16 protein-coding genes and 1 pseudogene are annotated in these 25,062 nt (G+C 36.1%); 5 read left to right on the top strand and 12 right to left on the bottom strand.

The genetic code is table 11. The features are described from left to right. Positions 1-316: 316 nt before the first annotated feature. From F6K06_RS14925 to F6K06_RS14910, 4 genes are all read right to left on the bottom strand, one after another. Entirely contained in the window at positions 317-808 is a 492-nt protein-coding gene (locus tag F6K06_RS14925) for a hypothetical protein (RefSeq protein WP_124147018.1), read from the bottom strand. A 59-nt stretch (positions 809-867) separates the two neighbouring features. Continuing rightward, positions 868-1,380, bottom strand: coding sequence for a leucine-rich repeat domain-containing protein (locus tag F6K06_RS14920; RefSeq protein ID WP_124147019.1), 513 nt, complete (start codon positions 1,378-1,380; stop codon positions 868-870). Between the two features lie 772 nt (positions 1,381-2,152). Next, on the bottom strand, positions 2,153-3,052 hold the full coding sequence (locus F6K06_RS14915; protein ID WP_124147021.1) for a sulfotransferase: 900 nt from the start codon (positions 3,050-3,052) through the stop codon (positions 2,153-2,155). A 738-nt stretch (positions 3,053-3,790) separates the two neighbouring features. Further along, positions 3,791-4,357 (bottom strand): hypothetical protein, encoded by a 567-nt coding sequence (locus F6K06_RS14910; RefSeq protein WP_124147022.1) that lies wholly within the window; start codon positions 4,355-4,357, stop codon positions 3,791-3,793. Between the two features lie 152 nt (positions 4,358-4,509). On the opposite strand from F6K06_RS14910, the gene F6K06_RS14905 reads away from it, so the two are divergent. Then, positions 4,510-7,044: a GAF domain-containing hybrid sensor histidine kinase/response regulator gene (locus F6K06_RS14905; RefSeq protein WP_287241867.1), complete on the top strand. Its 2,535-nt coding sequence runs from the start codon at positions 4,510-4,512 to the stop codon at positions 7,042-7,044. Between the two features lie 642 nt (positions 7,045-7,686). Further along, positions 7,687-8,373 (top strand): N-acetylmannosamine-6-phosphate 2-epimerase, encoded by a 687-nt coding sequence (locus F6K06_RS14900; RefSeq protein WP_124147023.1) that lies wholly within the window; start codon positions 7,687-7,689, stop codon positions 8,371-8,373. Between the two features lie 298 nt (positions 8,374-8,671). On the opposite strand, the gene F6K06_RS14895 is transcribed toward F6K06_RS14900, so the two are convergent. Beyond that, positions 8,672-8,827 carry a hypothetical protein gene (locus tag F6K06_RS14895; protein ID WP_161564684.1) on the bottom strand — a complete coding sequence of 52 codons (156 nt, stop codon included), beginning with the start codon at positions 8,825-8,827 and terminating at the stop codon, positions 8,672-8,674. Positions 8,828-9,174: 347 nt separating this feature from the next. Here F6K06_RS14895 and F6K06_RS14890 point away from each other — a divergent pair. From F6K06_RS14890 to F6K06_RS14880, 3 genes and pseudogenes are all read left to right on the top strand, one after another. Continuing rightward, positions 9,175-10,178, top strand: a pseudogene (locus F6K06_RS14890) (IS5 family transposase). A gap of 481 nt (positions 10,179-10,659) precedes the next feature. Next, positions 10,660-12,453 carry a penicillin-binding protein 2 gene (gene mrdA, locus F6K06_RS14885; protein ID WP_287241865.1) on the top strand — a complete coding sequence of 598 codons (1,794 nt, stop codon included), beginning with the start codon at positions 10,660-10,662 and terminating at the stop codon, positions 12,451-12,453. A gap of 425 nt (positions 12,454-12,878) precedes the next feature. Further along, on the top strand, positions 12,879-14,108 hold the full coding sequence (locus F6K06_RS14880) for a bifunctional sterol desaturase/short chain dehydrogenase (RefSeq protein WP_287241864.1): 1,230 nt from the start codon (positions 12,879-12,881) through the stop codon (positions 14,106-14,108). Between the two features lie 82 nt (positions 14,109-14,190). Here F6K06_RS14880 and F6K06_RS14875 read toward each other — a convergent pair whose 3' ends face one another. The 7 genes from F6K06_RS14875 to F6K06_RS14845 form a co-directional block, all read right to left on the bottom strand. Beyond that, on the bottom strand, positions 14,191-15,222 hold the full coding sequence (locus F6K06_RS14875; protein ID WP_287241862.1) for a hypothetical protein: 1,032 nt from the start codon (positions 15,220-15,222) through the stop codon (positions 14,191-14,193). Between the two features lie 432 nt (positions 15,223-15,654). Then, the gene (locus F6K06_RS14870; protein ID WP_287241859.1) at positions 15,655-15,849 is read right to left on the bottom strand and encodes a hypothetical protein; all 195 of its coding nucleotides are present in this window, start codon (positions 15,847-15,849) and stop codon (positions 15,655-15,657) included. After that, complete coding sequence (locus F6K06_RS14865; protein WP_287241856.1) at positions 15,822-17,207, bottom strand: lipoxygenase family protein; 1,386 nt, start codon at positions 17,205-17,207, stop codon at positions 15,822-15,824. Before F6K06_RS14865 ends, F6K06_RS14870 begins: the two co-directional genes overlap by 28 nt. A gap of 1,017 nt (positions 17,208-18,224) precedes the next feature. After that, complete coding sequence (locus F6K06_RS14860; RefSeq protein ID WP_124142659.1) at positions 18,225-18,815, bottom strand: hypothetical protein; 591 nt, start codon at positions 18,813-18,815, stop codon at positions 18,225-18,227. A 456-nt stretch (positions 18,816-19,271) separates the two neighbouring features. Continuing rightward, positions 19,272-20,405, bottom strand: coding sequence for a type II secretion system F family protein (locus tag F6K06_RS14855; protein WP_124142658.1), 1,134 nt, complete (start codon positions 20,403-20,405; stop codon positions 19,272-19,274). Between the two features lie 419 nt (positions 20,406-20,824). Beyond that, entirely contained in the window at positions 20,825-21,928 is a 1,104-nt protein-coding gene (locus F6K06_RS14850) for a type IV pilus twitching motility protein PilT (protein ID WP_287241852.1), read from the bottom strand. 60 nt (positions 21,929-21,988) lie between these two features. Then, entirely contained in the window at positions 21,989-24,160 is a 2,172-nt protein-coding gene (locus tag F6K06_RS14845) for a GspE/PulE family protein (RefSeq protein WP_287241849.1), read from the bottom strand. Positions 24,161-25,062: the final 902 nt, after the last annotated feature.

Here is a 25,062-nt window from a genome sequence, read left to right as displayed (position 1 = left end):
AATGCCGATCATTTTTAGCTTGGCTATTGACCATTTATTTTACGATCGCGATCACACTTCTGAGTATTCTATCTCAGGAAGAAGGCATTGCTTCTACTGGTCACTTATTTCTGCCATCCTGCACTAGATTAAAAAATGAATATGGATTAGACTAATGGCAAAGTATCAATTTTCTGAGGATGCAATTTTATATCAAGTCAGAAGTCAAAAGTCAAAAGTAAGGTTTGTCGGGTGCGTTAGGAAGTTAAAAATTCAAAAGTAAAATTTGTAGTAGATTGACACAGCTAAAACTGTGCAGCTATAATCAGACATAATATTACTCCCTTTGATCGAATTCTTTTTCTACTTGCGGAGTGAGAAATATCTCTTGAAATTTCTCTACCGATTTTGGATGGATAAACAATATAGCAATGCCAATAATGGCAAATATTGTACATAACAAGTAGTAAATAATTTGCCCATTCTGCATCCAAGTCAAGGAATCTAGAAATCCAAATTTCTTGGGTTTTTCTATTTCTGGTTCTGGAGAATTTGCTGTTACTTTACCTTGAATCTTACTCTCGTCACCGAATACATTACCCACAATATTTCCATCTTTATTTTCTATATTTTGGCTTTGGTCATTGACAATTTTTTTTGTCATGGTTTTATTCCCAACAATATTATTACTATCTATAACAAAATCTCTACTATCAACTATATAAATATCATTTGGACGATGACTAGCTTGTAAAAATTCTCTACTCAAGTCTCCGTCTATTACATCATCAATGTCTATTACATGATCAATTAAACTTCGGATATCCACTTCATCATAGGGATAATTATCGCAGTTAGTTTTTTGTCTGCCATTACTTTTCCATTCGTTTAATTTCTCAAATTTGTATCCGGGATGGTTGTTAATTGATTATCACTTAAATCAAGCCTAATTAAATTGGTGAGTTGAGTAATTGATTCCGGGATATTTGTTAACTGATTACCACCTAAATAAAGCCCAGTTAAATTGATGAGTTTAGAGATTGATTCCGGGATGTTTTTTAATTGATTATCACTTAAATCCAGCCCAGTTAAGTTCCTGAGTTTAGAGATTGAATCCGGGATAGTTGTTAATTGATTACCACCTAGATAAAGCCTAGTTAAATTGGTGAGTTTAGAGATTGACTCCGAAATGTTTGTTAATTGATTATTTCTTAAATTTAATACTTCTAGCTGCTCTAGCTTCCAAACCTCAGTAGGGATTTCAGTCAATATTTCATCATCTCTGCTCAAAGAAACATTACTTAAGTTTAATTCCTTAAGTTTTTTATCTTTAGCTACTTGTATTCTTTCTCGAAAACGTCGTGGTATCTGATTCTGCTGATTTGTTTTAGGAAAATTCATAGCTCAATAAAAGAATTTTTACAATTATTGTAATAGCTACAAATACAAACATCGATTTTCCATAACCATCATAACTTTCTTACTTCAACCCAACCTAAAAAAAATTCTTATAAATAACCACCCAATGTTTTGCCTCAAAAATTTTCTCAGTATTTCAGCAACGTGCTAGAACATTATTGTATAGAATTTTTGGCGTTGGTAATTTGAGATATGATACCATGTCTGGATAAGAGCGCAATAGAACTCCGTGACCTTTACGCTCCCCGAAAAACTTTATCTTTCTACTCGGGGTTTCTTCTTCTTTCTTTCCTTCTGACTCCTGACTCCTAAAGAATTAAGATTCATATCATACACTAATTTACCAACGCCGAATTTTTCAGTAAGTGTGGATACACTGCTGGAGATCCCCCCTAACCCCCCTTGACAAGGGGGGAAACCGGAAGTCCCCCTTTTTAAGGGGGATTTAGGGGGATCGTTGTTTTTCGTACCTCATGCGTAAGTCCCGATCATACTTACTAGATGGCAAAACTAAGACGTTATAGTTATGGGTGCCTGATTTGTAGAAGTAACCTACTTAGTAGATGGAAAACTAAGACGTTATAGTTATGAGTGCCTAATTTTTCATCACCACAAAAGCGACAACAATAGAAAAACTAAGACGTTATAGTTAGCAGACAGAGATTCCTACTCTAAAACTTTGATAAAATTGCTTTTTCTCTTTTAAAGATAATAAAGCTGATAGCTGACTGCTGAATACTGAATGCTTACCATACTATTCCAACCAAGATGAAAGGTCTCTATCAATTAAATCTTGTAATTTGAGAATATCTTCACGGTAGAATTCAGTTAATAGTTGACGCTCTTCTGAAGAAAGAGGTTTGAGTTCTTTTCCTGCTGAATTTAACTTAATTATACTAGAGCGTAATTTCTGCCGCATTTCTAAAGGCATTAATACTCTAAGCGTTGATGAAATAGCTGTCCTAACTGGATTTTTTGTTTTCAATAAATTATTCAATGTTTGATTCTTAGGTACAGCCGCACTTTGACTACGCTTTGAAGTATCAGGGTTAAATGTATCATCTACCCCAATAAATCTATAAATCTCTTGCATAACCTTTAAAGAATCTTTAGTTAAATCATCATGGAGAATAATTTTTAATTTTTCCCGGTCGAAACTATCAAAATAATGTTTGATAGGAGAATAATATAATCCTTTCTTGATTGTTGAAGAACTATCTGCACGAAATTTAACTTGTTCGCTTAGAGAACGAACTTTTCCCACATTTATCCCATCGCGAAGGTGCATTAAATAATCAGAATAAGCTCTGTCTACAGGATTTCTCAATATAGCAATCATTTTCACATCAGGAACATAACGTTGAATCATTTCCGATGAAGTTTTATAGTTAACAAGATAGTTAGGAGAAGCTTCTCCTATAGCAATCTCATCTTTTACATTCATAAATAGTTCACAGTATCTTTCCCAGCTATTAATTCTTTTTCTTGTTCCTGTATCTGGTTTTTTTTCTGTATTGTTTTCCCAATCTGTAGCGAAAAAATTTGTTTCCTTAATGGGACTCATATACACCTGGGGATGTTCCTTTAAATATCCATAGACGGATGTAGTTCCTGCCTTCTGTACTCCTATTATTAGAAAAGTTGGTAACTTCATTGTATTTCTCCTAAATTTAAACTTATAGATATAGACATTTATTATTAAAGGTATCAGACTACTAATTCGGAGTTTAGAGCATAGTTTACTATGATGCTTAAATTATAATTTATTAAGAGCTATCTTCCACACATTCTGATGAATTAGTAACTCTTCATTCCTAATTAAGCTAAGAATAATTTAAATTCTATATCCTTCACAGGAGCGCCCATTCCCTTGCGTCTACTACAGATGCGGGGTCGCACCACTGTTAAGAGTTCCTTTTGGCACAAATTTTAGATATATGGTTTAAATGCAAAATAGCTAATATCTTGGTTTAGTTTACTGCATTGATAGACTATTGTAAATAATCTGAATATTATATCAATCCGTGCATAATTTATAAAAAACTCACCGCTGTTTCTAGTTAAATCTTCCCTTTTTCCTAATTTCCAGATATTATATACACAACCGCTTTAAGGATTACAATACTAAATGTTGAACACAGATTAAATTTGTTTTATATACCATATCCGGATGATTAAGTATCATAAAAATGTTCTATTGAAGCGATATTGAAGGAATATCCCAAATTTCTGCTCCCTTTCCAGTGTTTTCACTTGAATTTACACCTACCATCTACCGCCTAAGAAATTTGTTGGAAACAATTAGACAATATTGAAATAATAGATCAAAAATCAGCTTTTTTTTTATCAGTTAGTTTGACTTATTATTTCACTGTTTGAGTTTGTTTTTAATTTATTCGATCAGAGATTTAGAATCTAACAGCAAACCAGTAGGTTCATCATTATTATCCTCGTATTGAGGAAATAATTCGGAAATTTCTGATTTATATTTCTCCGTTTTATCTTGAATCATGTTATACGCTTTTACTAAAATTTCCGATTGTGCTAATAGTAAATCATGTAAATCTATCAATCTTAAATTGCCATTCGACAACACTATAATTATTGGTTCGTAAATATAATTTTTTGGTCTATTTAGGGCAGTTAGTACTGCAGCATTAATTTGAAAATTTTCAGAAAGAACTAAAGGAGGAGTGCTAAGAAAATCTAACAATTCGCTAACAGGTTGCCTAGAATAAAAGTATTTATTTCCTGGTGATTTCATATACTCTAAGAATCTGACTTGTGAAATCATACCCAACATTTTTGTATTTTTAGTAATGATAACTCCTGGTAATTCTGGTTGTTGTCGAAATTTTTCTGCTACTTTTTTTACTAAAGTAGTAGTATTAACTTGAAAATCGTGGAAGGGTAAGTTTCCAACAGTGGAATAGAGTGTAAGCTGAACTAGGTTGGTCATTGAAAATAATGAAGAATAAGCAGTATGAAAAAATATGCTATGAGAATATGTTAACTTGGATAAATTTACAGTTAGATTAAATAATCTAAAATATAAAAAAAAGCTTAATAATTACATAAGCAATACTCTTTGTCCTGGTCCGGAATATTCTTATGGCCATTTTATCCAAAATCACCGGGGATGCCCAGTTTCCACCTGCAAAACCAAACTTAATTTTACCTTTAAATACCCTTGAGCTTTTAAGTCAGCTATTGCAACAAACAACTCAAGGTTTGAAGACTATATTAATTACGGAAGATATACTTGCCACCACCCAATCTCATAAATTCCCAGACCTAAAATTTACAGTAGTTATTTCAGAGGAGTTTAATGGACTTTTGTGGGGCACAATAGTCAAGGAGTCATCAGATAATCAAAGTCAGAAGACAGAAGACCGACAAAAAGATCATAATTTACAATCTAACTCTTCTACCTTTCCTTTTTCAAGGGAAAATGTGGGAAATTTCAAATTTAATGTAGGTTTAACTTTTGACCCAGAGGCAATCACACTTTTTGTATACCAGATTTTTAATATTATAGAAGAAGATAATAGTAACTCAGCGCTCATCTCTCAAATTAAATCTCAAATAAATAACCTGAAAGTCAATAATCCAAATCTCCAGGATGAATTTACCTTGAAATTACTAAAATTATTGACTTCTAATGAAAATATAGATTCTATTTTAGAGCAAACAAGTAGTCAAACAATCAAGAAAAAAAAATCTTATTCTCAGACATCAAATTTACTATCAATAAATGATTCAATAGTTGGTATTTATGGATTATCAGGACCGGATTCAATACTGAATAATCAACAATATCCATTAGTATGTAAACCTATTGAGCAAGCTCTAAACCAACAGCTAGAACAAGAGATACTTCTGAATCAAGTCACAACTCAAATTCGTCAAAGTTTAGAACTACCAGAAATTTTATCAACGACTGTAGAGCAGGTTCAAAAATTGATTAAAGTTGATAGATTATTAATTTATAAATTTAATTATTCCTTATCATTAACAAATAAAACAAATAATATTACAACAGACAATCAAAGAAAAGGTACTGTTAAATATGAAGCATTAGCATCCGAAAAAATTTCTTCAGTATTAGGTTTAAGTGAAGGAGAAAACTGCTTTTTTCCTCCCCATAACTCGATCGTGAAATATAGTAAAACATTTGTTCGTGCTATAGCTGATACAGAAGTAGTTTATGGTAAATTTCCTTGTTTAGTAGAATTGATGCAACAACATCAAGTCAAAGCTAAATTAGTAGTATCAATTATAGTCAATCGACAATTATGGGGATTATTAATTGCCCATCACTGTTCGATTCGAGAGTGGCAAGATCATGAAAAAATATTTCTCAAAGAAATAGCAGAACACTTAGCGATCGCTATTTACCAAGCTCAATTATATGAAGAATTGCAAAAGCAAAAACAAACTTTAGAAAAGCAAGTGGCTAGACGGACTCAAGAACTTTATGATACTCTACAAGCAGCAGAATCAGCTAATCGTACTAAGAGTGAATTTTTAGCCACAATGAGTCATGAATTACGCACTCCTCTCACTTGTGTTATTGGTATTTCTTCAACTCTTTTACGCTGGTCTTATGGCAATAGAGGAGCTAAAACAATACCAATACAAAAGCAAAGAGATTATTTACAAATAATCCATGATAGTGGCGAACATCTCCTAGAATTAATCAATGATATTCTAGATTTATCTCAAGTAGAAGCTGGCAAAGCAGTTTTAAATATCGGTGATTTTTCTCTCTCTAAATTAAGTTATGAACTTTGGCAAACTTTTAGAGAAAAAGCAGAAAAAAACGAAGTAAAATTAACTTTAGAACAAACAATAAATCCACAACTAGATCTATTTACTGCCGACCAAAGGCGAGTTAAACAAATTCTCTTTAATCTTCTCAGTAATGGAATTAAATTTACTCCTAGTGGGGGGAGTGTCATACTTAAAGTTATCAGAGACAAAAATACAGCAATTTTTCAAGTAGAAGATACCGGTATAGGAATTTCTGAAGAGCAAAAACCATTATTATTTAAGAAATTTCAACAACTAGATTCTCCTTATAATCGTCAGCAAAGTGGTACGGGTTTAGGTCTGGCTTTAACAAAACAATTAGTAGAACTTCATGGTGGAATTGTTGAAGTAGAATCTGCTATTGATTTTGGCTCTACTTTTACAGTGAAATTACCAGCACAACCCCTAACATTAAAAAATGAAGAATTAAAACAAAAAGAAGAAAATTCACCTAATATTTTATCCTTGCAAGGTAGTGTAGTGTTGATTGAGCAAGAAGAAGATGTTGCCACAGTAATTTGTGATATTTTGACAGCAGCAGGATTAAAAGTTGTATGGATAATAGAAGGTTCTACAGCAGTGGAGCAAACTATTTTGTTGCAACCTCTTGCTGTAATTGTAGATATGCAATTACCAGGAATGGATGGTGTAGAAATTATCCAGCAGTTACGCACAACAAATAGTAGTGAAAATCCAAAAATTCTGGCATTAACTACTTTTGATCAACAAATAGATATGGAATATTGTTATACTGTTGGTGCAGATGAATGTTTGACTAAACCAATTAATCTCGAATATTTATTGAGTAAAATGATAGACTTGCTGACCAAATAAGAATTCAGTCATAGGTAATTGGTAATATACCTGACCAGTATGGTAATTTCTATAAGTAAGTTTCAAGTATTTAATAACTTTTGTTGTTTTCATAGTTATTTGAAACTTTCAAATATCTTATTACTATTACTTTTAAAATGGTATAATCATATTTTATTTGTGGAGCTTACAGCACTTTTCATTTAAGTAGACTACGAAATTATTTTTGCTTAAGGAGTGGGGAGCAGAAAAATGCTTTAGCCACTATAGTCTATCTATGTGAAAATTCCTATAATATCAAATTAATATGAAGTTGTATAGAATAATATTTTAATCAGAGTTGATTGTAGATCGGGAGATACAAGTTAATAAATGCAGCTTCACATAAAATTGGTATAACACCTAAAACCTAATATTATATCCGGTTGAATAATTATAAATAACGACGGAGGAGTCAAGAGAGAATAAAAAGGAAGAGGATCAGAAAGTTTTTTATTACTAATTATCCGGACTTGATATAAAGTCTAATACCTAACACCTAACACCTAATTCTGTACAGCCTCATATAAAATTGGTATAATTCCTGATACTGACTACATGAATTTATCTCTACTTATAATCTATAAATCAGCTCTAACATCTATACAAAATAATTATTTAACCATGACTAATAAATACTCCGATCTATCATTACCACAAGGTTTAATCATTTCTTGTCAAGCTCCCACTGACTCCCCTTTAAATCATCCAGAAGTTATTGCAGCTATGGCACAAGCATCTATAAATCAGGGAGCTTCAGCAGTGAGAATAGATACACCATCCCATATTCGAGCAGTGCGACAGAGAATTACTCAACCAATTATTGGTTTGTGGAAGCAACAAATACCAGGATTTGAAGTTTATATTACGCCCCAATTTTCAGATGCAGAAGCGATCGCCAAAGCAGGAGCAGATATTATTGCTGTTGATGCTACTGCCAGAAAACGTCCGGGAGGAGAAACTTTAGCAACATTAATTACTCGTATTCATAATGAATTAGGAAAATCAGTAATGGCCGATGTAGATACTATAGAAGCAGCACAACTAGCTGTAGAAGAAGGTGCGGATTTTGTCGCCACTACTCTGTATGGTTATACTGAGCAAACAATCACAAAATCTCCTCCTGGTTTTGAGCTGTTAAAACAGATAGTAAAAAACTTAGAAGTGCCAGCAATTTGTGAAGGAGGTATTGCTTCTCCCACAATGGCAAAAAAAGCTATGAATTTAGGAGCTAATGCTGTAGTTGTCGGGACAGATATTACAGGAATTGATAGTAAAGTCAAAGCTTACAAAATGGAGATGATTTCTTAAATTAGCTAAATACGCTAATTATTTAATGCGCTTTTATATCATGTCCGGTTGAATACTTATAAATAAATAACGGATGAGTCATAATTCAGGAGGAAAGAAAGAATAAAGAAGCAAGAAAGAAGAAGAAAGGGCGTTGCACAGAGACAAATGATTTTAGATTTTTGATGAACAATATTTTGGATTTGAGAATTGCTAAAATGATTAATATTAGGTTTTTTACTCAAAATCTAAACTAATTTTTGGCAATATCATTCCATAATGTGCAAACCCCAATATTAAATCGGACCATCTCCCCTAACTATATAATATCATGTCCGTTTATATCGTTTGTGTAAACCCAAGGGTGAATATCTACAGGAAATGATGGTTTTTTCTTGCGAGGGTAGCCTTCTTTCCTCTTCCCTCTTTCTTCTTCCTTCTTCCTTCTTCCTTCTTCCTTACCTTTGCTATACAAGACCAATGCTACCGGACATGATATAATAAGTATTCAACCGGATTTGATATTACTCCGTGTATAGTAAGTTACAAGGGTTTCTAGAAGAGGAAAAAAATTGATAATAGCAAGGAGTGAAAGATATAACAAAGAACGGGGAAAAATAATCAAACTGGAGAAGAGAATGACTTTTTTGTAGAGTCTTATATCAAATTCTGTTTAATCGGAATGATATAGTTTCTTTTATTATTATTAGTAAGGACTTTCCGTTCCGAAAGCCCTGAAAATATTGACTCTTCTTCCTCAATATTTAATAATACTGAGGCTTTGTTGCACAAAGGAAGGAAATAGGGTAAAAATAGCAGTGCATGACACGCAAAACCTACACCGAAGTAGATCTGAGTAACTCCAAGTCTAATTCCAAGTACCGGGTAAGCAACTGGTCTGAATATGATCCTTCCCTAAAGCACAGAGGGAGTCTGACATTTTGGCTCAGTCCTGAAGTAATAGAGCAGTGGGTAAACCAACAGAAAACAAGACCTAGGGGAGCATCGAATAGTTATAGTAATGTAGCTATTGAATTAATGGTCTCTGTGAGTAGCTTGTTTGGATTAGCAGGACGACAAACAGAAGGATTTGTCGAATCTATATTTAGTTTGATGGAACTAGACTTACCTGTACCAGACCATAGCACTGTATCTCGTCTGATCAGGAAGTTAAACATTACTATACCAGTGATACCAAAGGCAGAAGGGACTCACGAGCGTAGTAGATTCTACGAGAGTCAAAGTATATGGTGAAGGGGAATGGAAGACCAGGATTGACGGTGTAGGCAAACCTGTAAAATTGCGTAAACTACATCTAGGGGTAAATGTTTGCGCAGCATTCCGAAGGAAAGCGACAGGAGAAATAATTGCTGCTGTAGTAACAACCAACGATGTTAGTGATGACCAAGTATTCTCTGACTTGCTTGATGGAGTTGAAGATGAAATAGTAAAAGTTTCGGGCGATGGAGCATACGACAAGTGCAAGTGCTATGAAAAAGCTAGTCACAAAGGAGCTAAAATCACAATTCCGCCACGAAAAAATGCGGTGATTTGGCAGCATGGCAACTGTAGAGGTACTCCCCATCCTAGAGATAAAAACCTTAGACGCATTGGTATCTGTGGGCGAAAGAAGTGGAAAGGTGAAAGTGGCTAGCACAGGCGTTCTCGCTTCAGAAACTACAATGTTTAGACTCAAAGCTCTATTTGGAGGAAAGTTGAGAAGAGGATTATTTAACAACCAAGCGGTGGAGTTATTCATTCAATGCACTATACTTAACCCCATGATACATAATGGTAAGCTCGAAAGTTATCAAGTAGACATCTAGTCTCCCCCTCTTGTGGGAGTAATTTGTGATTCCGGAACGGATCGCGGAGCGAATCGCAACTTTCATGCAACAAAGCCTAATACTAATGCTATCCAAATCTCATATTGCTTTCTCCTCCAAGAGCCATAGTTACTCTCAACTCTTTAGCAGAGTAAAAATATCTTTGATTCCTTCTGCTGTGTTTCCTCTAACTTTTTTGTATAGCAGAAGGAAGAAATAAGTAAGGAAAATGTTGCGTTGTCTGAGTTTTAAGCTTTTGATATGTCAAATGTAGTAATGGCTACTGCTATAACTATTCATTTTTAACTCATGGTAAAATGTAGTGAAATATACAATTAACTATAACCCGAAAAGATATAATTGAACAAATAATTAATCACAATTTTTTAAAGGTACATCTACTACTAAAAGTGGTTAATATTCCGGACAAAAAGCAGGGTGTAAAGAAAAATCAACAAGATGAAACACTTATGCAATTATAATGACTCAAGATATTGGTTTATATTCTAAATCTCCTCACCTTGCCAGAAGTGCTGGGCAACAAATTGTATCGAAACGTAGTCGCTTGGTGCAAGCATTCACAATGATGCTACTGATCACTAGCTTAATTGGCATCAATGCTTATCGTGTAGTACAACTACAATTAGTTCAGGGAAAGTATAACCGGGAACGTGCAGAAAACAACCGCATTCGTCTAGTTCCAGTGGCAGCGAGTCGTGGTACAATTTATGACCGCAAAGGTAAAATCTTAGCGGGTAATAAGCTGTCTCGCTCCGTATATTTGTGGCCTCAAGAATACTCAGCTGCAGAGTGGTCAGAACTTGCAACCGAATTAAGTTCAATTTTAGACATTTCCGCTAGCGATATTATCAACAAATTAGAAGAAGTTGGCTATGATTCACCCCTAGGAGTTAGAATCTTTTCTAATCTCGATCCCACTACCTTCATAGCATTAGCAGAAAAAACTGGTGAAACACGAGGACTAGAAGTGCGTACTGAAAATATTCGCTACTATCCTAATGGCAGTTTAGCAGCTCATCTGATTGGATATACTGGCGAAGCAACCAAAGAAGAATTGATATCTAACCCCAAATACCCAATGGGAATGATTGTTGGTAAAATGGGGATAGAAAGTTCCGCAAACTCTAAATTGGAGGGAGTTTGGGGTAATCGTTTGATTGAAGTTGACGCTAAAGGTAACAAAATCCAGGAACTGGGAGCCAAAAATCCGACATCAGGCAAATCAGTCAAATTAACCTTAGATATCGATATTCAAAAAGCAGCAGAAAAAGCACTAGGAAACCGTCGGGGTGTGGCAGTTGCCATCAATCCCAAAACAGGGGAAATCTTAGCAATGGCAAGCAGACCTACATTTGACCCTAGTCTATTTACTGGTAAGATGACAACCTCAGAATGGCAACGTCTGCAAGGTGCAAGTAAGCCCTTTTTGAATCGTGCGCTCCAGGGTTATCCGCCAGGAAGTACTTTCAAAACAGTTGCTTCTGTTGCAGCACTCCAGTCTGGTAAGTATTCTCCTAACTCTAGAGTGAGAACTTATAATGCTGTCACTATTGGTGGCATCACTTTTAACGAACATAGTGGAGGTTATGGGTTAATTGGTTTTAGGGATGCTTTAGCTTACAGTAGCAATACATTTTTCTATCAAATGGCTGTGAATATTGGCCCGGAAGTAATTTCTAAGTGGGGGCGAGAGTTAGGTATTGGTGGCAGTATTGACTTAAAACTATTGGGGATAGATGGTAATCATGGTCAAATTCCCACTCCTAAAGAAAAAGAAGAGATTTATGGAGAACCTTGGCATATTGCTGATATTGTGACTATGGGTATAGGTCAAGGTTTGGTGTTGGTAACTCCTTTAGAATCATCAGTGATGGTCAGCACGATCGCTAATGGTGGGTATCGAGTAAAGCCTCATTTATTGGCATCTCAAACTGGCACTGCAGCTACTAAATCAGTCAAAATTGGTCTGAAACCTTCAACTATTAATACAGTGCGCGAAGGATTAATTGATGTGGTGAGGAAGGGTACTGGTCGGAGTTTGAATGATGGTACTATTCCATTATCTGGAGGAAAGACTGGCACGGTGGAACTTCCTGGGCAGGCAGATAATGCGATGTATATTGGGTTTGCACCTGCTTATAATCCTGAAATCGCTGTAGCAATTGCAGTTGAGGAGGGTGGTTACGGTTCGGTAGGTGCGACACCAATTGCTAAAGCTATTTTTGATACTTATTTTGCTAATAAAGGAAAATAGTATAGCAGAAGGAAGAAGGAAGAGGGAAGAGGGAAGAAGGAAGAGGGAAAAATTTTACCTTGTCTGAGTTTTCAGCTTTTGATCTGTCCGTCCTCTTTCCTTAGACTCCTATAGTATTATGTCCGGCTAAATAGACATAGGCGTGATAATCAAAAATCAAAAAATTATCAATTATTTCTCCCTGTTCCCTGTTCCCTTATAACTAAATTATTGTTTTAACCAAAAGACGTAGTGCTTTTTTTATGAAAAAAAATTCTTCATTCTTCCTTCTCTGCTGACTTCTGACTCCTGACTCCTGAATCCTCCGTCGCTTTTTATAAGTATTCAACCGGACATGATATAACTTTAAGACTTCCTATCAGAAAAGCAATACTTCTAATGTTAATTTAAAGTATATTTATATAACATATTTGATAGTGAGGTTTATGGAGTTTTATCTGGTCAACCCTTGGATAGCCAACATTTGTTGGGTCTTGGGTTCTATATTATTTGTGGAACTGGTGCGAGATACTTATCATGTGGTTTCTCATATTTGGTCTCCTTTGTATAAATGGCACGGTTGGCATCATCGTGTTTTCCGCCCAGACTTGACTCCTGTCAGTACAGAGGTTTATCAAAAAGCTACTTGGTATCACGATGTCCCAGAATCTCTGGTAATGTTGACTTTTAGTCTGTTACTCTGGGCACTAACTTTTGTTTGGATACCTTCTTATCATTGGGCTACTTTAGCAGGTTCTGTTTATACTTTAAGTTTCTTGCTTCCGGCGATCGCTCGTGGTATTGGTATTCCTCATGCTGACCAACTTACAGACCTCAATCATCTTCCTGGTGCATTCTCAGAGCCTCCCACTTATTGGTTTGTTAACCGTTCTTATCATTGGCGACACCACTTCGATAATCAAAATGCTTATTTTTGCGGTACTCTGAGTCTGGTAGATAAACTTATGGGTACAGCTCTTTCTCTCAAAGGTAAAACTATTGCTGTTACAGGTGCTTCTGGCAGTTTAGGGCGATCGCTTCTCCTACATCTTCACAAAGCAGGGGCAAAAGTAATTGCTCTTACCTCTGGGAATCAAACTATTACTATAAATATAGATGGTAAAGACTTAAAAGTAAGTACCATAAATTGGCAAGTAAGTCAAGAAAATAATTTAGCAGATTTATTTAAAAAAGTAGATATTTTAGTATTAAATCATGGCATTAACGTACATGGAGAAAAGACAGCAGAAGCGATCGCTAAATCTTATGAAATTAATACTTTTTCTAGTTGGCGAATGTTAGAAATCTTCCTCAAAACTGTGAGAACAAATTCTGATATTGCCTGTAAAGAAGTCTGGGTTAACACATCAGAAGCAGAAGTTTCTCCAGCTTTTAGTCCTCTATATGAACTCACAAAAAGAACCCTTGGAGATTTAGTTACTTTAAGAAAATTAGATGCTCCCTGTGTCATTCGGAAATTAATATTAGGTCCGTTTAAAAGTAATCTTAATCCCATTGGAATAATGTCTGCTGATTGGGTGGCAAAACAGATAGTAAAATTAGCAAAAGCAGATGTTAGAACAATTATTGTCACAATTAATCCTTTGACTTTTGTAGCAATTCCTATCAAAGAATTTTTAGTTTCTACTTACTTTAAATTATTTACTTCTAAATAGGGTTTGCTGAATAAAGTATTTTGGTAGGGGGTGGGTTGTCTCCTGACTCCTCCTCTGACCAAAAGACTTCCATAAGCGAACCCTACTCAAACTTGCCGCTTTTTCTGTATAAAAAACTCCTTACTGCAAGAGATAAACCATAAATCCTAAGACGAGCAGCATTCACAGAATTAGGATCGTGAGCATCAAACGCCTCCACTGCACCCAAAGAATCCGGTTGCCTACCGATATCAAAAGATAGTTTCTCCGTTTCTTCAAAAGAAAGCGACCGACCTATGGTTATCGTTGCTAAATCCAACCAAGGGGAAGTTTCTTCACTCCATTCTACTTCTTGGGTAAAAATCTTAGTTTTATCCCCTTGAATATCTTCATGCAAGCGTAATTGGAGATGATAGATAATAGGTTTTTGGGAAAGTTTCTCAACATATTCCTTGCGGAGATAATCAATAGGTCTGGTCTCATCAGGAAGGCGATTTTGCAACCAAGGTTTTTCCCAATCCTCTCCCGAGATTAACCCAGAATCTACTCCCCGGTCTTCAGGAAGAAGACGGTATTTAACATACCTAAGTTTGCCATCTTTAGCTTTAAAATAGTTGACTAACTTCGAGTGATAATACATCTGACTAAAAGAATCAGGAGCGCGTCGTAGAGTTTCAGCGAAAATATCTTTGAAGATTGGTTGACTTTCACAATAGACCTTGAGTCCTTTAGAACTGACAAGTTCACCCTCTTCTCTATCTCGTATAGATGCTAAAGTAAAATTCCAAAATTCGATGATGTCTCTAAATGTGCGAGGTCCTGTATTCATAATGATATCGAGTACGCTCTTTTCTGAGGGGTCGCTAAGTTTGAGAGAGGCACTGCGAAGGTCCATTGCTGCATCATCCTCAAATGTTACTGCACCATGGCGAATTTGTACGGAAAAAACTTTCTCCCCTTGCCAAAATTCGTGTTGGGGAAATTCCGGAGTATCGACCACTTTCAAGGTTCCAGCACCACCGACACCATATTTATGAGTTGCACGTCCCTTGTTTTTAAATGCTGCCAACATAAATAGTAACGAGGCAGAAATTAAGTAAAAAAAGAAGAGAATGGTGTTCCAAATTTTTTTCATTGATTGCTATATCCGTTCTCGTGTTTTCTCGATCTACAGGACTTACCTGAATTAAGTCAGAAGTCAGAAGTCAGAAGTTAGAAGTTATTTTTGTAACGGAGATTTGAGCTTCGCTCCAAAAATATTTCACCTTAAAACCCACATTCCGCACTTTAATTTGAATATTAAAAGTAGTATGTAAATCCGTAGCTTGGCAGGTATTTATACTATGCAAATCATCTCAATTTATTTTGATCGACTGGGTATATTAACCCAAATTCTTGCTCTTAAAGCAAATAATGAGGGCCATAAACCCGGTTTATTGGTTGGAGTTCGTAAGTCCCGGTCTAAATAGGGCTTGCTGATTAAATATCAAAGCATTGAATGATATGGATTTTAGCATTTTTTGGTCTAAAAAAGTGCCAGCTTTTCAGCTTTTTGAGCTGCATAAAGCTAGTATTTTGGGACGATTATGGCAGAAAAATCACTCTTACAATTTTTCCGACTACTTCCTCTATAATTCCCATTTCTCCTGTCTTCCCCTCCTGGGAGGGGCGAGGGGTGGGTTGTCTCCTGTCTCCTGTCTCCTCCCCCTACTAAAATACTTTTGAGCGCAAACCCTAAATATTGATACTCATCATAATCCATCCTAAAGGAATCCCTGGTTCGATGCGATCGCGATATTCCCAAAGCAGTTGTTTCAGATGAGGATGACCATACTCAATGACCGGATTATAATGAACATTTGCTAAAGTCCACATTAATTTCACTTGAGCATCATATCGCTCTTCAACTTTTTGAGGGTCATAGTTCGGATCGTCTTTATCCCACAGTCCGATAGAAGCATAGTCGATGTCTCCACCATCTTCATATTGTTTGTTATTAACCCAAGAATGAAAGAAAGTGCAGTGATAAAGAATATAAACGCAAAGCTGTTGCAAGTCCTCTTGGTTATTAATAGCTAATTTTTTCGGCTGCTTGAAAACGGAATGAGTAACTAAATCTTTAGACATCCCCTCAATTTCATTCCAATAGGTTTTAATTTCCTGCTGATTATTAGCAAAAAATTGGGAAACATATTTTTCGAGCAGTTCCCACATAGCAGAAGAAGCACGATCAAAATGATTATTATCAATAGGGTCGGGGAGAGCGCGCTCAACTGGCGACCAGTGATAATCCAACAGAGCAATTTCTTCTGCCAGAATCCCATCTACACCTGTTGCAGTCAAAACGGAGGCTTTGGGAATAAACCCCCGGTCGCCAATAATCATGGATGCTCCTTTCTTGTCAATATGAATTAATCCTTCAAAGTGAGGCAATAAGAGCTCGCGAATTGGATTCTTGATCACATTGCGATAAAATGCCATCGCATACTGGTCCATATTCATGTGAGTCCGTCCCAAATGAGACTGAATTTCCTGAAAAACGTATTCAGCGCTGCGAAAATAATATTTTGCCTTTTGCCACTTTGCTCCATCTGTGGGATAATAGGTAAAAGCTTGTTTTTTTAGATCATAGTCAATTGAGTGAACATGAAGAGCGCGATCGCGTAGTAAAAAACGAGCTTCAATATATTCAGGGAGGACTCCTCCTGGCTCAACTTCATAGCGTCCGGTTTTGTAATTAACCGCATATTGCCATTCCTTACCTTCAACAGGATTCAATTTTCCCGGATTAAACCCATTTAAACGCCGTTCTACAAAATATTCATCGCTGAACTTATCGTAACGCAGACGACTTAAGTTAGAAGGCATCCACTGCCTGAAGGAAGGACCAGTCATGCTGCGGACACCCAACTTTTTGGCCAATCCTGAAAATAATTGACACTTACCGAGGGGAAGTAAAGGCAAGGTGGGGAAAACCCGCAAACCAAGATGAGCTTCATATCTCGCGGTGGGTTCAACCTCTTCGGGCAAGGGCTGATTGGGGTCGAATCGGGGAAAGTCTTTTCCTGGTTTACCGTAGTATTTAAATCTTTCTTTTAGATTGCTGGATGATGGACTCATTATTTTTAATTACTTTTTATTGCTTTTTAGTAAAGTTTAACGAATCTACTATATACTTAGCAAAAACTGTTTTTTTTAACTAAGAACCTACACAAAATTTATTACTTGCTGTAATTTTCTGTAATTATTTTTTTCTGCTTACTAACTAGAGAAATACAGTCTGTTCAGGACAAAATTGTATGAATTTTTGTGAATTTTTCAATACAAATATAGCGCTACGCACTAGGGAATAGGCAATAGCAAACTGTCATTTCAGTTATCAGTTATCAGTTATCAGTACCTCTACAATAAGGAGGCAAGAAAATACGGAATTATCTTTTTTTATCCCCTTCAAAGGGGAAGCTGTAGACCACTATTTTTCGATAAAAGGGTTTTCGGTGCGGAATCCGTCAGGAAACAGGATTGAAAAATCTCCTAACCAATTCTTGTATTGCTATAGTTAATTATTTGAAAAATTTTATGCTTAAATATTTGTCATTGTGACGGTAATCTAATAATAGTCGAACTACTAAATGATCTATTATAGCAAACCATAAAACGGCTCCTATTAATGCTATAGCGCTGTGCGCAGGCAACAGCTCATCTGGCAACAGCTCATCTGGGGGAATAAAAGACCGATAATACAAGACTTTTAGCTATTGGACACCTCTTGTAATTTGTAAATATGCCAGCGCACATTGCTATATATGAAAAAAAACAAGAATAGCTAACTTATAAGCATTCAGCCGTCAGCTATCAGCCATCAGCTATTGCTTTTAATTTTAGATAAAAGCTTTACTAATTGAGTCAGAATTTATACTTATTATAAAAGCTGGCTGAAACAGTCTATATTTATTAAGACCCGCTTTTTTTACTGAGAGCTGACAGCTAATAGCTGAATGCTTACGCTAACCTAGTGCAGGATGGCAGAAATAACTAACCAGTTACAAAATCCTAAAACAATTACAGATCAAAAATGATTGACTTTTAAATGCATGACTTTTAACTTCCGGGTAGCGACACTAATCTCTGTTTTTCTTAACCATCATTAATCCCATCATCCATCTGAGATAACATTGTCTGTATTTCAATATTCGACTCCTCAACTTCCATTTCTATCGAATCAAAAGTTGGCTGTACAACGAAAGGTAAAGATGCTCCTATCAATCCTCTTTTAATCCTTTCTGGAGTCTCTGAAAATAAAACAAATAAAGGATAAATTTCCTCAGCTTCTTGAGAATAAATGTGTTTATAACCTTGAGGCATTACCCATTCATATTCCTTATCTAATAAAATCTGAGTTTGTCGCCAACGACTAAGTAGATCGGAAAAGTCTTCCTGGGGTCTATAAATAAAAATAAAAATTTCTGCTCCTGTCTTAACCTTCCACTCAGGGTCGCACATAAAAATTCCTAGATCGCAAGGCAAATTAACAGTTTTTCCTGACTCATTACCATGTTTTCGTAAACTAATAATAGGTAGAGGAATCACAATTAAACTATCTTCTGGACGACGCATACTGGGAAGCATTTCTAAGTATGGTCTATGTTGTTTAAGTAGTGCAATTGTTGCTTGTGAATTACTATATTCTGCTAGTAGTGCTTCGTAATCTGATTTTTTTATAACCATAATAATTTTAATTTTTTCTTATATTTAACTTATAATTTTCTACTATTTCAAATAGGGAATAGGGAGTAGGGAGTAGGGAACAATAGGAAAAAAATTTTCCTGTCTAAGGTTGATCATCAGCATAAGTCCTAACCAACTCGTTCTTTGCTATATAAAATTTGGATAGGAACAGGGAATACAACTTGTTAGGGACTAGCAAAAAAATAGACTACCAGCTAATCTATAGAGTAGAGATTGCTTCGGCTAGCTTAACTATTCCCGATTGAGGTTGAGTTTAATATCATCGCCTCGCAATGACAGCCACGAGCCTTTTTCTACACCAATAATTGGTACTTTATTAAGTTGCAAATCCCTTATAGCAGTCAAAGGAAAGGTTAGGACAGTTCAAAAGTTTAAAACTCAGACAACGTAATACTTTTCCTTCTTCCTTCTTCCTTCTTCCTTCTTCAATTCACTCTACAAATCTTCAAATACCTTAAACATAGGTAAATACATAGAAAGCAAAATCGCACCAACCATCGCACCAATAACAACAATCATTAAAGGTTCCAACATACTTGTCAAAGATTTTACGGCTTCCTCAACTTCTTGTTCATAAAAAGCTCCCACCTTCATCAACATCGCATCCAACTCACCAGTTTCCTCTCCAATAGCCATCATTTGAACTGCTAAAGAAGGAAAAACTTTCTTTTCTTGCAGAGCTAAACTAATCATTCCCCCACTTTGAATTTCTTGCCTTGCATACTCAACAGACTCAGCGATCGCCGCATTTCCTGCCACATTTCTCACAATTTCTAGAGACTTCAACATTGGTACACCGGAGCGAGTCAAAGTACCAAAAATCATACAAAAACGAGCCACTGCCGACTTCTCAATAATATCTCCAAAAATAGGAAGTTTCAGAAATATTTTGTCAAAAAATAGCCTACCTTGGTCTGTTTTATAAACCATTGTATAAACAACGTAAATAAAAATAATTGTGCCTATTGCCGTTACTTGAGGAATAGGAGGCCAAGTTCTACAAAAAGCACTAATACCTAACATAAAAACAGTAAAAGCAGGCAACTCAGTACCAATTTCTTCAAAAATTTTGGCAAAGGTTGGTAATAGAAAAGTCGTCATACCAAAAAATACTGCCAAAGCAATAAACATAACAGTTTTTGGATAAGACATAGCAGACTTAATTTCACTCAAAGTCTTAGCATTTTTCTCCAACATTACTGCCAAACGCTCAAGCACTTCATCAAGGACACCACCCACCTCTCCAGCAGCCACCATACTCAGAAATAATTCATCAAAACAAGCAGGATGTTTCCTCATTGCTTCTGACAATTCAGTGCCTTCTTCTACCTCTGCACTAATCATTTTTAGAGCATATTTAATCTTATAATTAGAGCTTTGTTCTTGTAATACTTTAAGACACCTGACCATCGGCACACCTGCATTAAACATCGCAGCAAATTGACGTGCAAAAACAGCTAAGTCCTTAACAGTAATCGTAGCAAGGGCGACGTTTAATTTTTCTTCAAATGCTTTTAATTGTTCCTCTAATCCACCTTTAGATTTTTTCCTGGCTAAATTGCTAGTCATAGTTTATTTTCCTCATTTTTTTAATCTTTAATAAACAACTATTTGCTTAGGTGGCGTGATTTTAAATTGCTTTTGAAAAAGTTTTTAATTATCATTAGCTTTACTCTGTTTCCAAATCAGACCTTAAGCGAAAAAACCTCTTTGATCAAAATAATTGGGTCGCGCAACCCTGCCTTTTAAGGCGAAATGTTTTCGGAGGCTTACTCAAATCCCCTACTTCCCCTCCTGGGAGGGGTTAGGGGTGGGTTAACTTCTGACTTCTGACTTCGTTAACTATCACCTACCACCTCTCAAGAAGTTTGTTTTTCATACGATTGTCAAAAGTACTTTACTCAGTAGAATGGAGAAAGGAAGATTGTATGAAGTTCTTCTAATACTCCTCACTCCTCTACTACCGACAACCGATCGCCCAATAATATCTAACGACGAGCCTTAGTTTTTTCTCCCTTCACTTTAGGTTCTGGACCAATCAAAGCTTCTAACTCATCTGGCTTTACCGCTTTAGCCATCACATTAGCCCAAGTAGCCTTTCCTTCTTTATATAAATCGGCAAGAGACATTTCCATAGTCTGCATACCCAACTTTTTACCCATCTGAATTTGAGAATAAAGTTGAGCATTTTTAGATTCCCGAATTAAGTTAGCGATCGCCGGAGTATTAATCAAAATTTCCTGAGCAACACAGAGACCCCCACCAACTTTTTTCACCAAGTTTTGACTACAAATACAAACAATAGAATTAGCCAACTGCGACCTAATTTGAGGTTGTTGTTCTGGAGGAAAAACATCTAACATCCGGTCTACCGTACTAGAAGCAGAATTAGTGTGTAAAGTCCCAAATACCAAGTGACCTGTTTCTGCTGCGGTACTAGCCAAAGCAATAGTTTCCAGGTCTCGCATTTCTCCCACCAGAATAATATCCGGGTCTTGACGAAGTGCCCCTTTCAGAGCATTAGAAAAACTTTTTGTATCTTCTCCCTTTTGCCGTTGATGAAACAAACTCTTAACGTTAGGAAAAACATATTCTATAGGGTCTTCAACAGTGAGAATATGTTCAGAACGGGTACGGTTAATCAAATCTAGCAAAGCCGCCATAGTAGTTGTTTTTCCAGATCCAGTCGGCCCTGTCACTAGAAAAAGTCCCCTTGGTCGCTCAGTCATCTCCCGTAAAATCATCGGGAATCCAAGCTTATCAATATTAGGAATTTGAGAAGCCAAAGCACGCATACAAGCTGCCCAACTACCTCTCTCCCGATAAACATTTAAACGGAAACGAGCCAACCCCTTAACACCATAAGCACTGTCAAGTTCCCAATTTTGCTCCAAATGCTTACGCTGCATATTGTTGAGCATTTGGAAAATCAGATTTTGCACTTCCAGTGGGTCAAGATTTTCTCCAAACTGTGGCTGAGGCATAAGTTGGCCAGTAATTCTAAAAAAAATAGGAGCGCGAGCTTGGATATGTATATCTGAACCGCCCTGCTCTACAAGGGACTCCAACACATCTTCAATCATAAAAGACATAATTTCAATCTCCCGAAAAACGTTGCATTTGCTATACTTAAAAAGTTAATTACTCCTCAACTACTCAAAGCGGGGTGTCATACAATATGGACAATATCGCCATTCTGCCTCTAATTCAGCATTACAAGACTTACAAACTAGATTCTGTTTAGCTTGGCGCTTCATTTCTGCCTCCAGACCAGAGTCAGTAAATGTTACCCGCTCTACCTCTTCAAAAGTGGTATAACCTTGTCGCACCAAATCCAAGCTATACTGCAATAAAGTAGTCATTCCTTCTTCAACTGCTACTTCCTTAATTTGCTCTGTAGGTGCTCTTTGAGTAATTAGAGTTTGTAGTCGCTCTGTAGACTTCATAAATTCATAAACACCTACACGACCTTTGTAACCTAGACCACCACATTTTTTACAAAGTTCGTCCCTTTCTGCCAATACCCTGCGGTCTTCAACTGGTATAGTATTTGCTCTGTAGAAAGTATAATCCTGCTCCTGAGAAGGAACTAAACCATAGCGAGTCAACTCCTTAGGTTCAGGAGTATAGGGAATTCGACATTCACTACAAACCCTACGCATTAGACGTTGTGCCAAAACACCTAACAAAGCAGCAGAGACCATAAAAGATTCAACTCCCATCTCATCAAGTCGAGCGATCGCCCCTGCTGCATCATTAGTATGTAGGGTTGTTAAAACTAAGTGTCCAGTTAATGCTGCCTCAATAGCCGTTTTTGCTGTTTCCTTATCCCGTGTTTCACCCACCAGTAGGACATCAGGGTCTTGTCGTAGAAATGCCCGGAGGATATTAGCAAAAGTTAAGTCTTTTTCTCGAATCACTTGACACTGAGTAATCCCAGGTAAAGCATATTCAATGGGGTCTTCTGCAGTACTTATATTAATCCCCGGATCGTTTCGTTCTGCCAAGACAGAATATAGAGAAGTAGACTTACCAGAACCTGTTGGCCCCGTCACCAGAATTAATCCAAATGGACGACTAGCAGTTTCCCTCACTAAAGCCAAAGTATCCTGGTCTGTAATTAACTTATCCAACCCTAGTTGGGTACTAGAGCTGTCCAAAATCCGTAAAACAATCTTTTCACCATAGCGACTAGGTAAACTATTTACCCTAAAGTCAATAGTACGTCCCTTAAATACTTTACGAATACGACCATCTTGAGCTTGCCGTCGTTCAGCAATGTCTAAGTTAGCAATAATTTTGAAGCGGGAAGTAATAGCTGGGATAACTTTTTTCGGAAACCGAAAATATTCTTGCAATACCCCATCTTTACGCATCCGAATTCTGATAAATTCCTCTTGGGGTTCCACATGAATATCTGATACTCCCTCAGTCAGAGCTTTCACTAAAATTACATTAACAGCCTTAATTACAGGAGCATCTTCAGCTTCAGAGATGCTTTGTGCTATGTCCTCTACCGCATTCTCATCTTCAGCTTCTTCTAATTGCTGAGTCTCAAAAAATCCTGACTCCAGCTCTAACTCTTTTTCTTCTGCCTTTTTCGCAGCAACAGCGTCCTTTTTCGTTTGCTCGTCTAAGTAGTAGTTAATTAGGTGTTGATAATCTTCTGGAGTAATGACCAGACGCTGTAAAGTTAATCCACGATGTCTGAGAATTTTATTTTTCAGTTCATCTAAAGCTTGGAGGTTATCAGGGTCGGCCATTGCTACCATCACAAAGGGTTGCTGTTTTTCATGTTCATTCAGCAAATTTGACGGCAGTGAATCTCCAGCAAACTTCTCTAATTCCTCAACGAATGTACCTTGTGAACCAATTCTTTGAGTCAAAACTTTTAACATTTGGTTTTTATCTATTTTGCCAGCTCGGACTAACTGATTTGCCAAATGAGTTTCGTGGCTAAATAGTGGTATAATTCGGTTACGACGACAAGTTTCTATCGGAATTACTGTGTCAATGAGATAACATACTTGTTGTGGTGGAATTTGAGTTATTTCTGGGTCAAAGGCAGCTACACCATAGAAAATCATTAGTTCAAATAGCTGCTGCTTTTTGTAATGCCTCAGTAATTCTGGAGGTAAAGCTTGTCCTGTTAGAGCTTGGAGCAGATCTGTCAAAGATTTACCGGTTTTACGGCTTTCAACTTGACATTTTTGGAATTGTTCAATGTTGACATAGCCTGCTTGAACCAGTTTATTCCCAAAAGGAGAAAGATTGCTAAGGGCAACTATAGCGGTGCGTGAATTCCGTGAAGAGGTTTGGGCCATGGCTGATAAATTAAATTCTCCTGAATCTAAGTATTCCCTAAGTTTTTGATGAAATTTACACCAGCTTAACAAGTCGTTAACTTAGTTTACTGATTAAGTATTTCCTGTTTCCTGGTTTAATATTATTTCTGGTGAGTATTTGAATAGCTTTAGTTAAGTTAATCTAGGGATAGTCTACAATTATACAAAACTCCTAAATTAGAATTAAGGCCAGTAATTACCATGTTACTGTAAAAACCCTAGCAATTTAATTCACATAGCATAGAAATACTTTCTCTTTTGTTTGATATAGCAGCTACAATCAGCTATAGCCAGTAAAAATATCGACCAGAAAAATGTTTTGGTTAATATAAAATAATTCGGTATAATCTAAAACTAGAGTCAAGAAATCTCCAGGGACACAATGTTTACGAAAAACATCAGGCCATAGAACTAGGAAAGCCTATTATTTATTGTTGAGGTCTCAGGAACTACTTCAGAGTGACTGAGATAGTATTGCAATCTATGTTAATTTTAAAGAATATCCTAACTATTATATAATAGACTAATGTTAATGGTTGACCAGTTCAACAACCTTAACCTTTTCTAGTTTAAAATCTGTAAAAGAGTCTTTGTCTTTAGTATAAGTAAGTTTTTTTAAGAGTGATAACCATAATTTTATTTGTGACATAGACTTAATTAGTAATATTAGCAATTTTTTAGTAAAGAAATTGGTTAGGTATTTTGCTAAAAAATTAAGTACCCTATAATTTCTATAAACCACTATACTTGCTAATATTAAGCTTATAAGCTTGGCGCTAAAAACCTGATAACTAATAAGTTTAAAGGTGGTAATAATTATATAGCCCAGTTAAAAATCAGTGTTTCCATAGTGCTTTTTATTCTGAATAAATCAGAGGAAA

Origin of the sequence: Okeania sp. SIO1H4 (genome assembly GCF_010672695.1) — a bacterium.
Taxonomy (GTDB): Bacteria; Cyanobacteriota; Cyanobacteriia; order Cyanobacteriales; family Microcoleaceae; genus Okeania; species Okeania hirsuta.
This window is presented reverse-complemented; position numbering and strand designations above follow the sequence as displayed.

Bases quoted from the DNA above. Each gene is read 5' to 3' on its own strand.
- F6K06_RS14920 (WP_124147019.1), bottom strand. From the start codon at position 1,380: ATGAATTTTCCTAAAACAAATCAGCAGAATCAGATACCACGACGTTTT.
- F6K06_RS14915 (WP_124147021.1), bottom strand. From the start codon at position 3,052: ATGAAGTTACCAACTTTTCTAATAATAGGAGTACAGAAGGCAGGAACT.
- F6K06_RS14910 (WP_124147022.1), bottom strand. From the start codon at position 4,357: ATGACCAACCTAGTTCAGCTTACACTCTATTCCACTGTTGGAAACTTA.
- F6K06_RS14905 (WP_287241867.1), top strand. From the start codon at position 4,510: ATGGCCATTTTATCCAAAATCACCGGGGATGCCCAGTTTCCACCTGCA.
- F6K06_RS14900 (WP_124147023.1), top strand. From the start codon at position 7,687: ATGACTAATAAATACTCCGATCTATCATTACCACAAGGTTTAATCATT.
- mrdA (WP_287241865.1), top strand. From the start codon at position 10,660: ATGACTCAAGATATTGGTTTATATTCTAAATCTCCTCACCTTGCCAGA.
- F6K06_RS14880 (WP_287241864.1), top strand. From the start codon at position 12,879: ATGGAGTTTTATCTGGTCAACCCTTGGATAGCCAACATTTGTTGGGTC.
- F6K06_RS14875 (WP_287241862.1), bottom strand. From the start codon at position 15,222: ATGAAAAAAATTTGGAACACCATTCTCTTCTTTTTTTACTTAATTTCT.
- F6K06_RS14870 (WP_287241859.1), bottom strand. From the start codon at position 15,849: ATGGATTATGATGAGTATCAATATTTAGGGTTTGCGCTCAAAAGTATT.
- F6K06_RS14865 (WP_287241856.1), bottom strand. From the start codon at position 17,207: ATGAGTCCATCATCCAGCAATCTAAAAGAAAGATTTAAATACTACGGT.
- F6K06_RS14860 (WP_124142659.1), bottom strand. From the start codon at position 18,815: ATGGTTATAAAAAAATCAGATTACGAAGCACTACTAGCAGAATATAGT.
- F6K06_RS14855 (WP_124142658.1), bottom strand. From the start codon at position 20,405: ATGACTAGCAATTTAGCCAGGAAAAAATCTAAAGGTGGATTAGAGGAA.
- F6K06_RS14850 (WP_287241852.1), bottom strand. From the start codon at position 21,928: ATGTCTTTTATGATTGAAGATGTGTTGGAGTCCCTTGTAGAGCAGGGC.
- F6K06_RS14845 (WP_287241849.1), bottom strand. From the start codon at position 24,160: ATGGCCCAAACCTCTTCACGGAATTCACGCACCGCTATAGTTGCCCTT.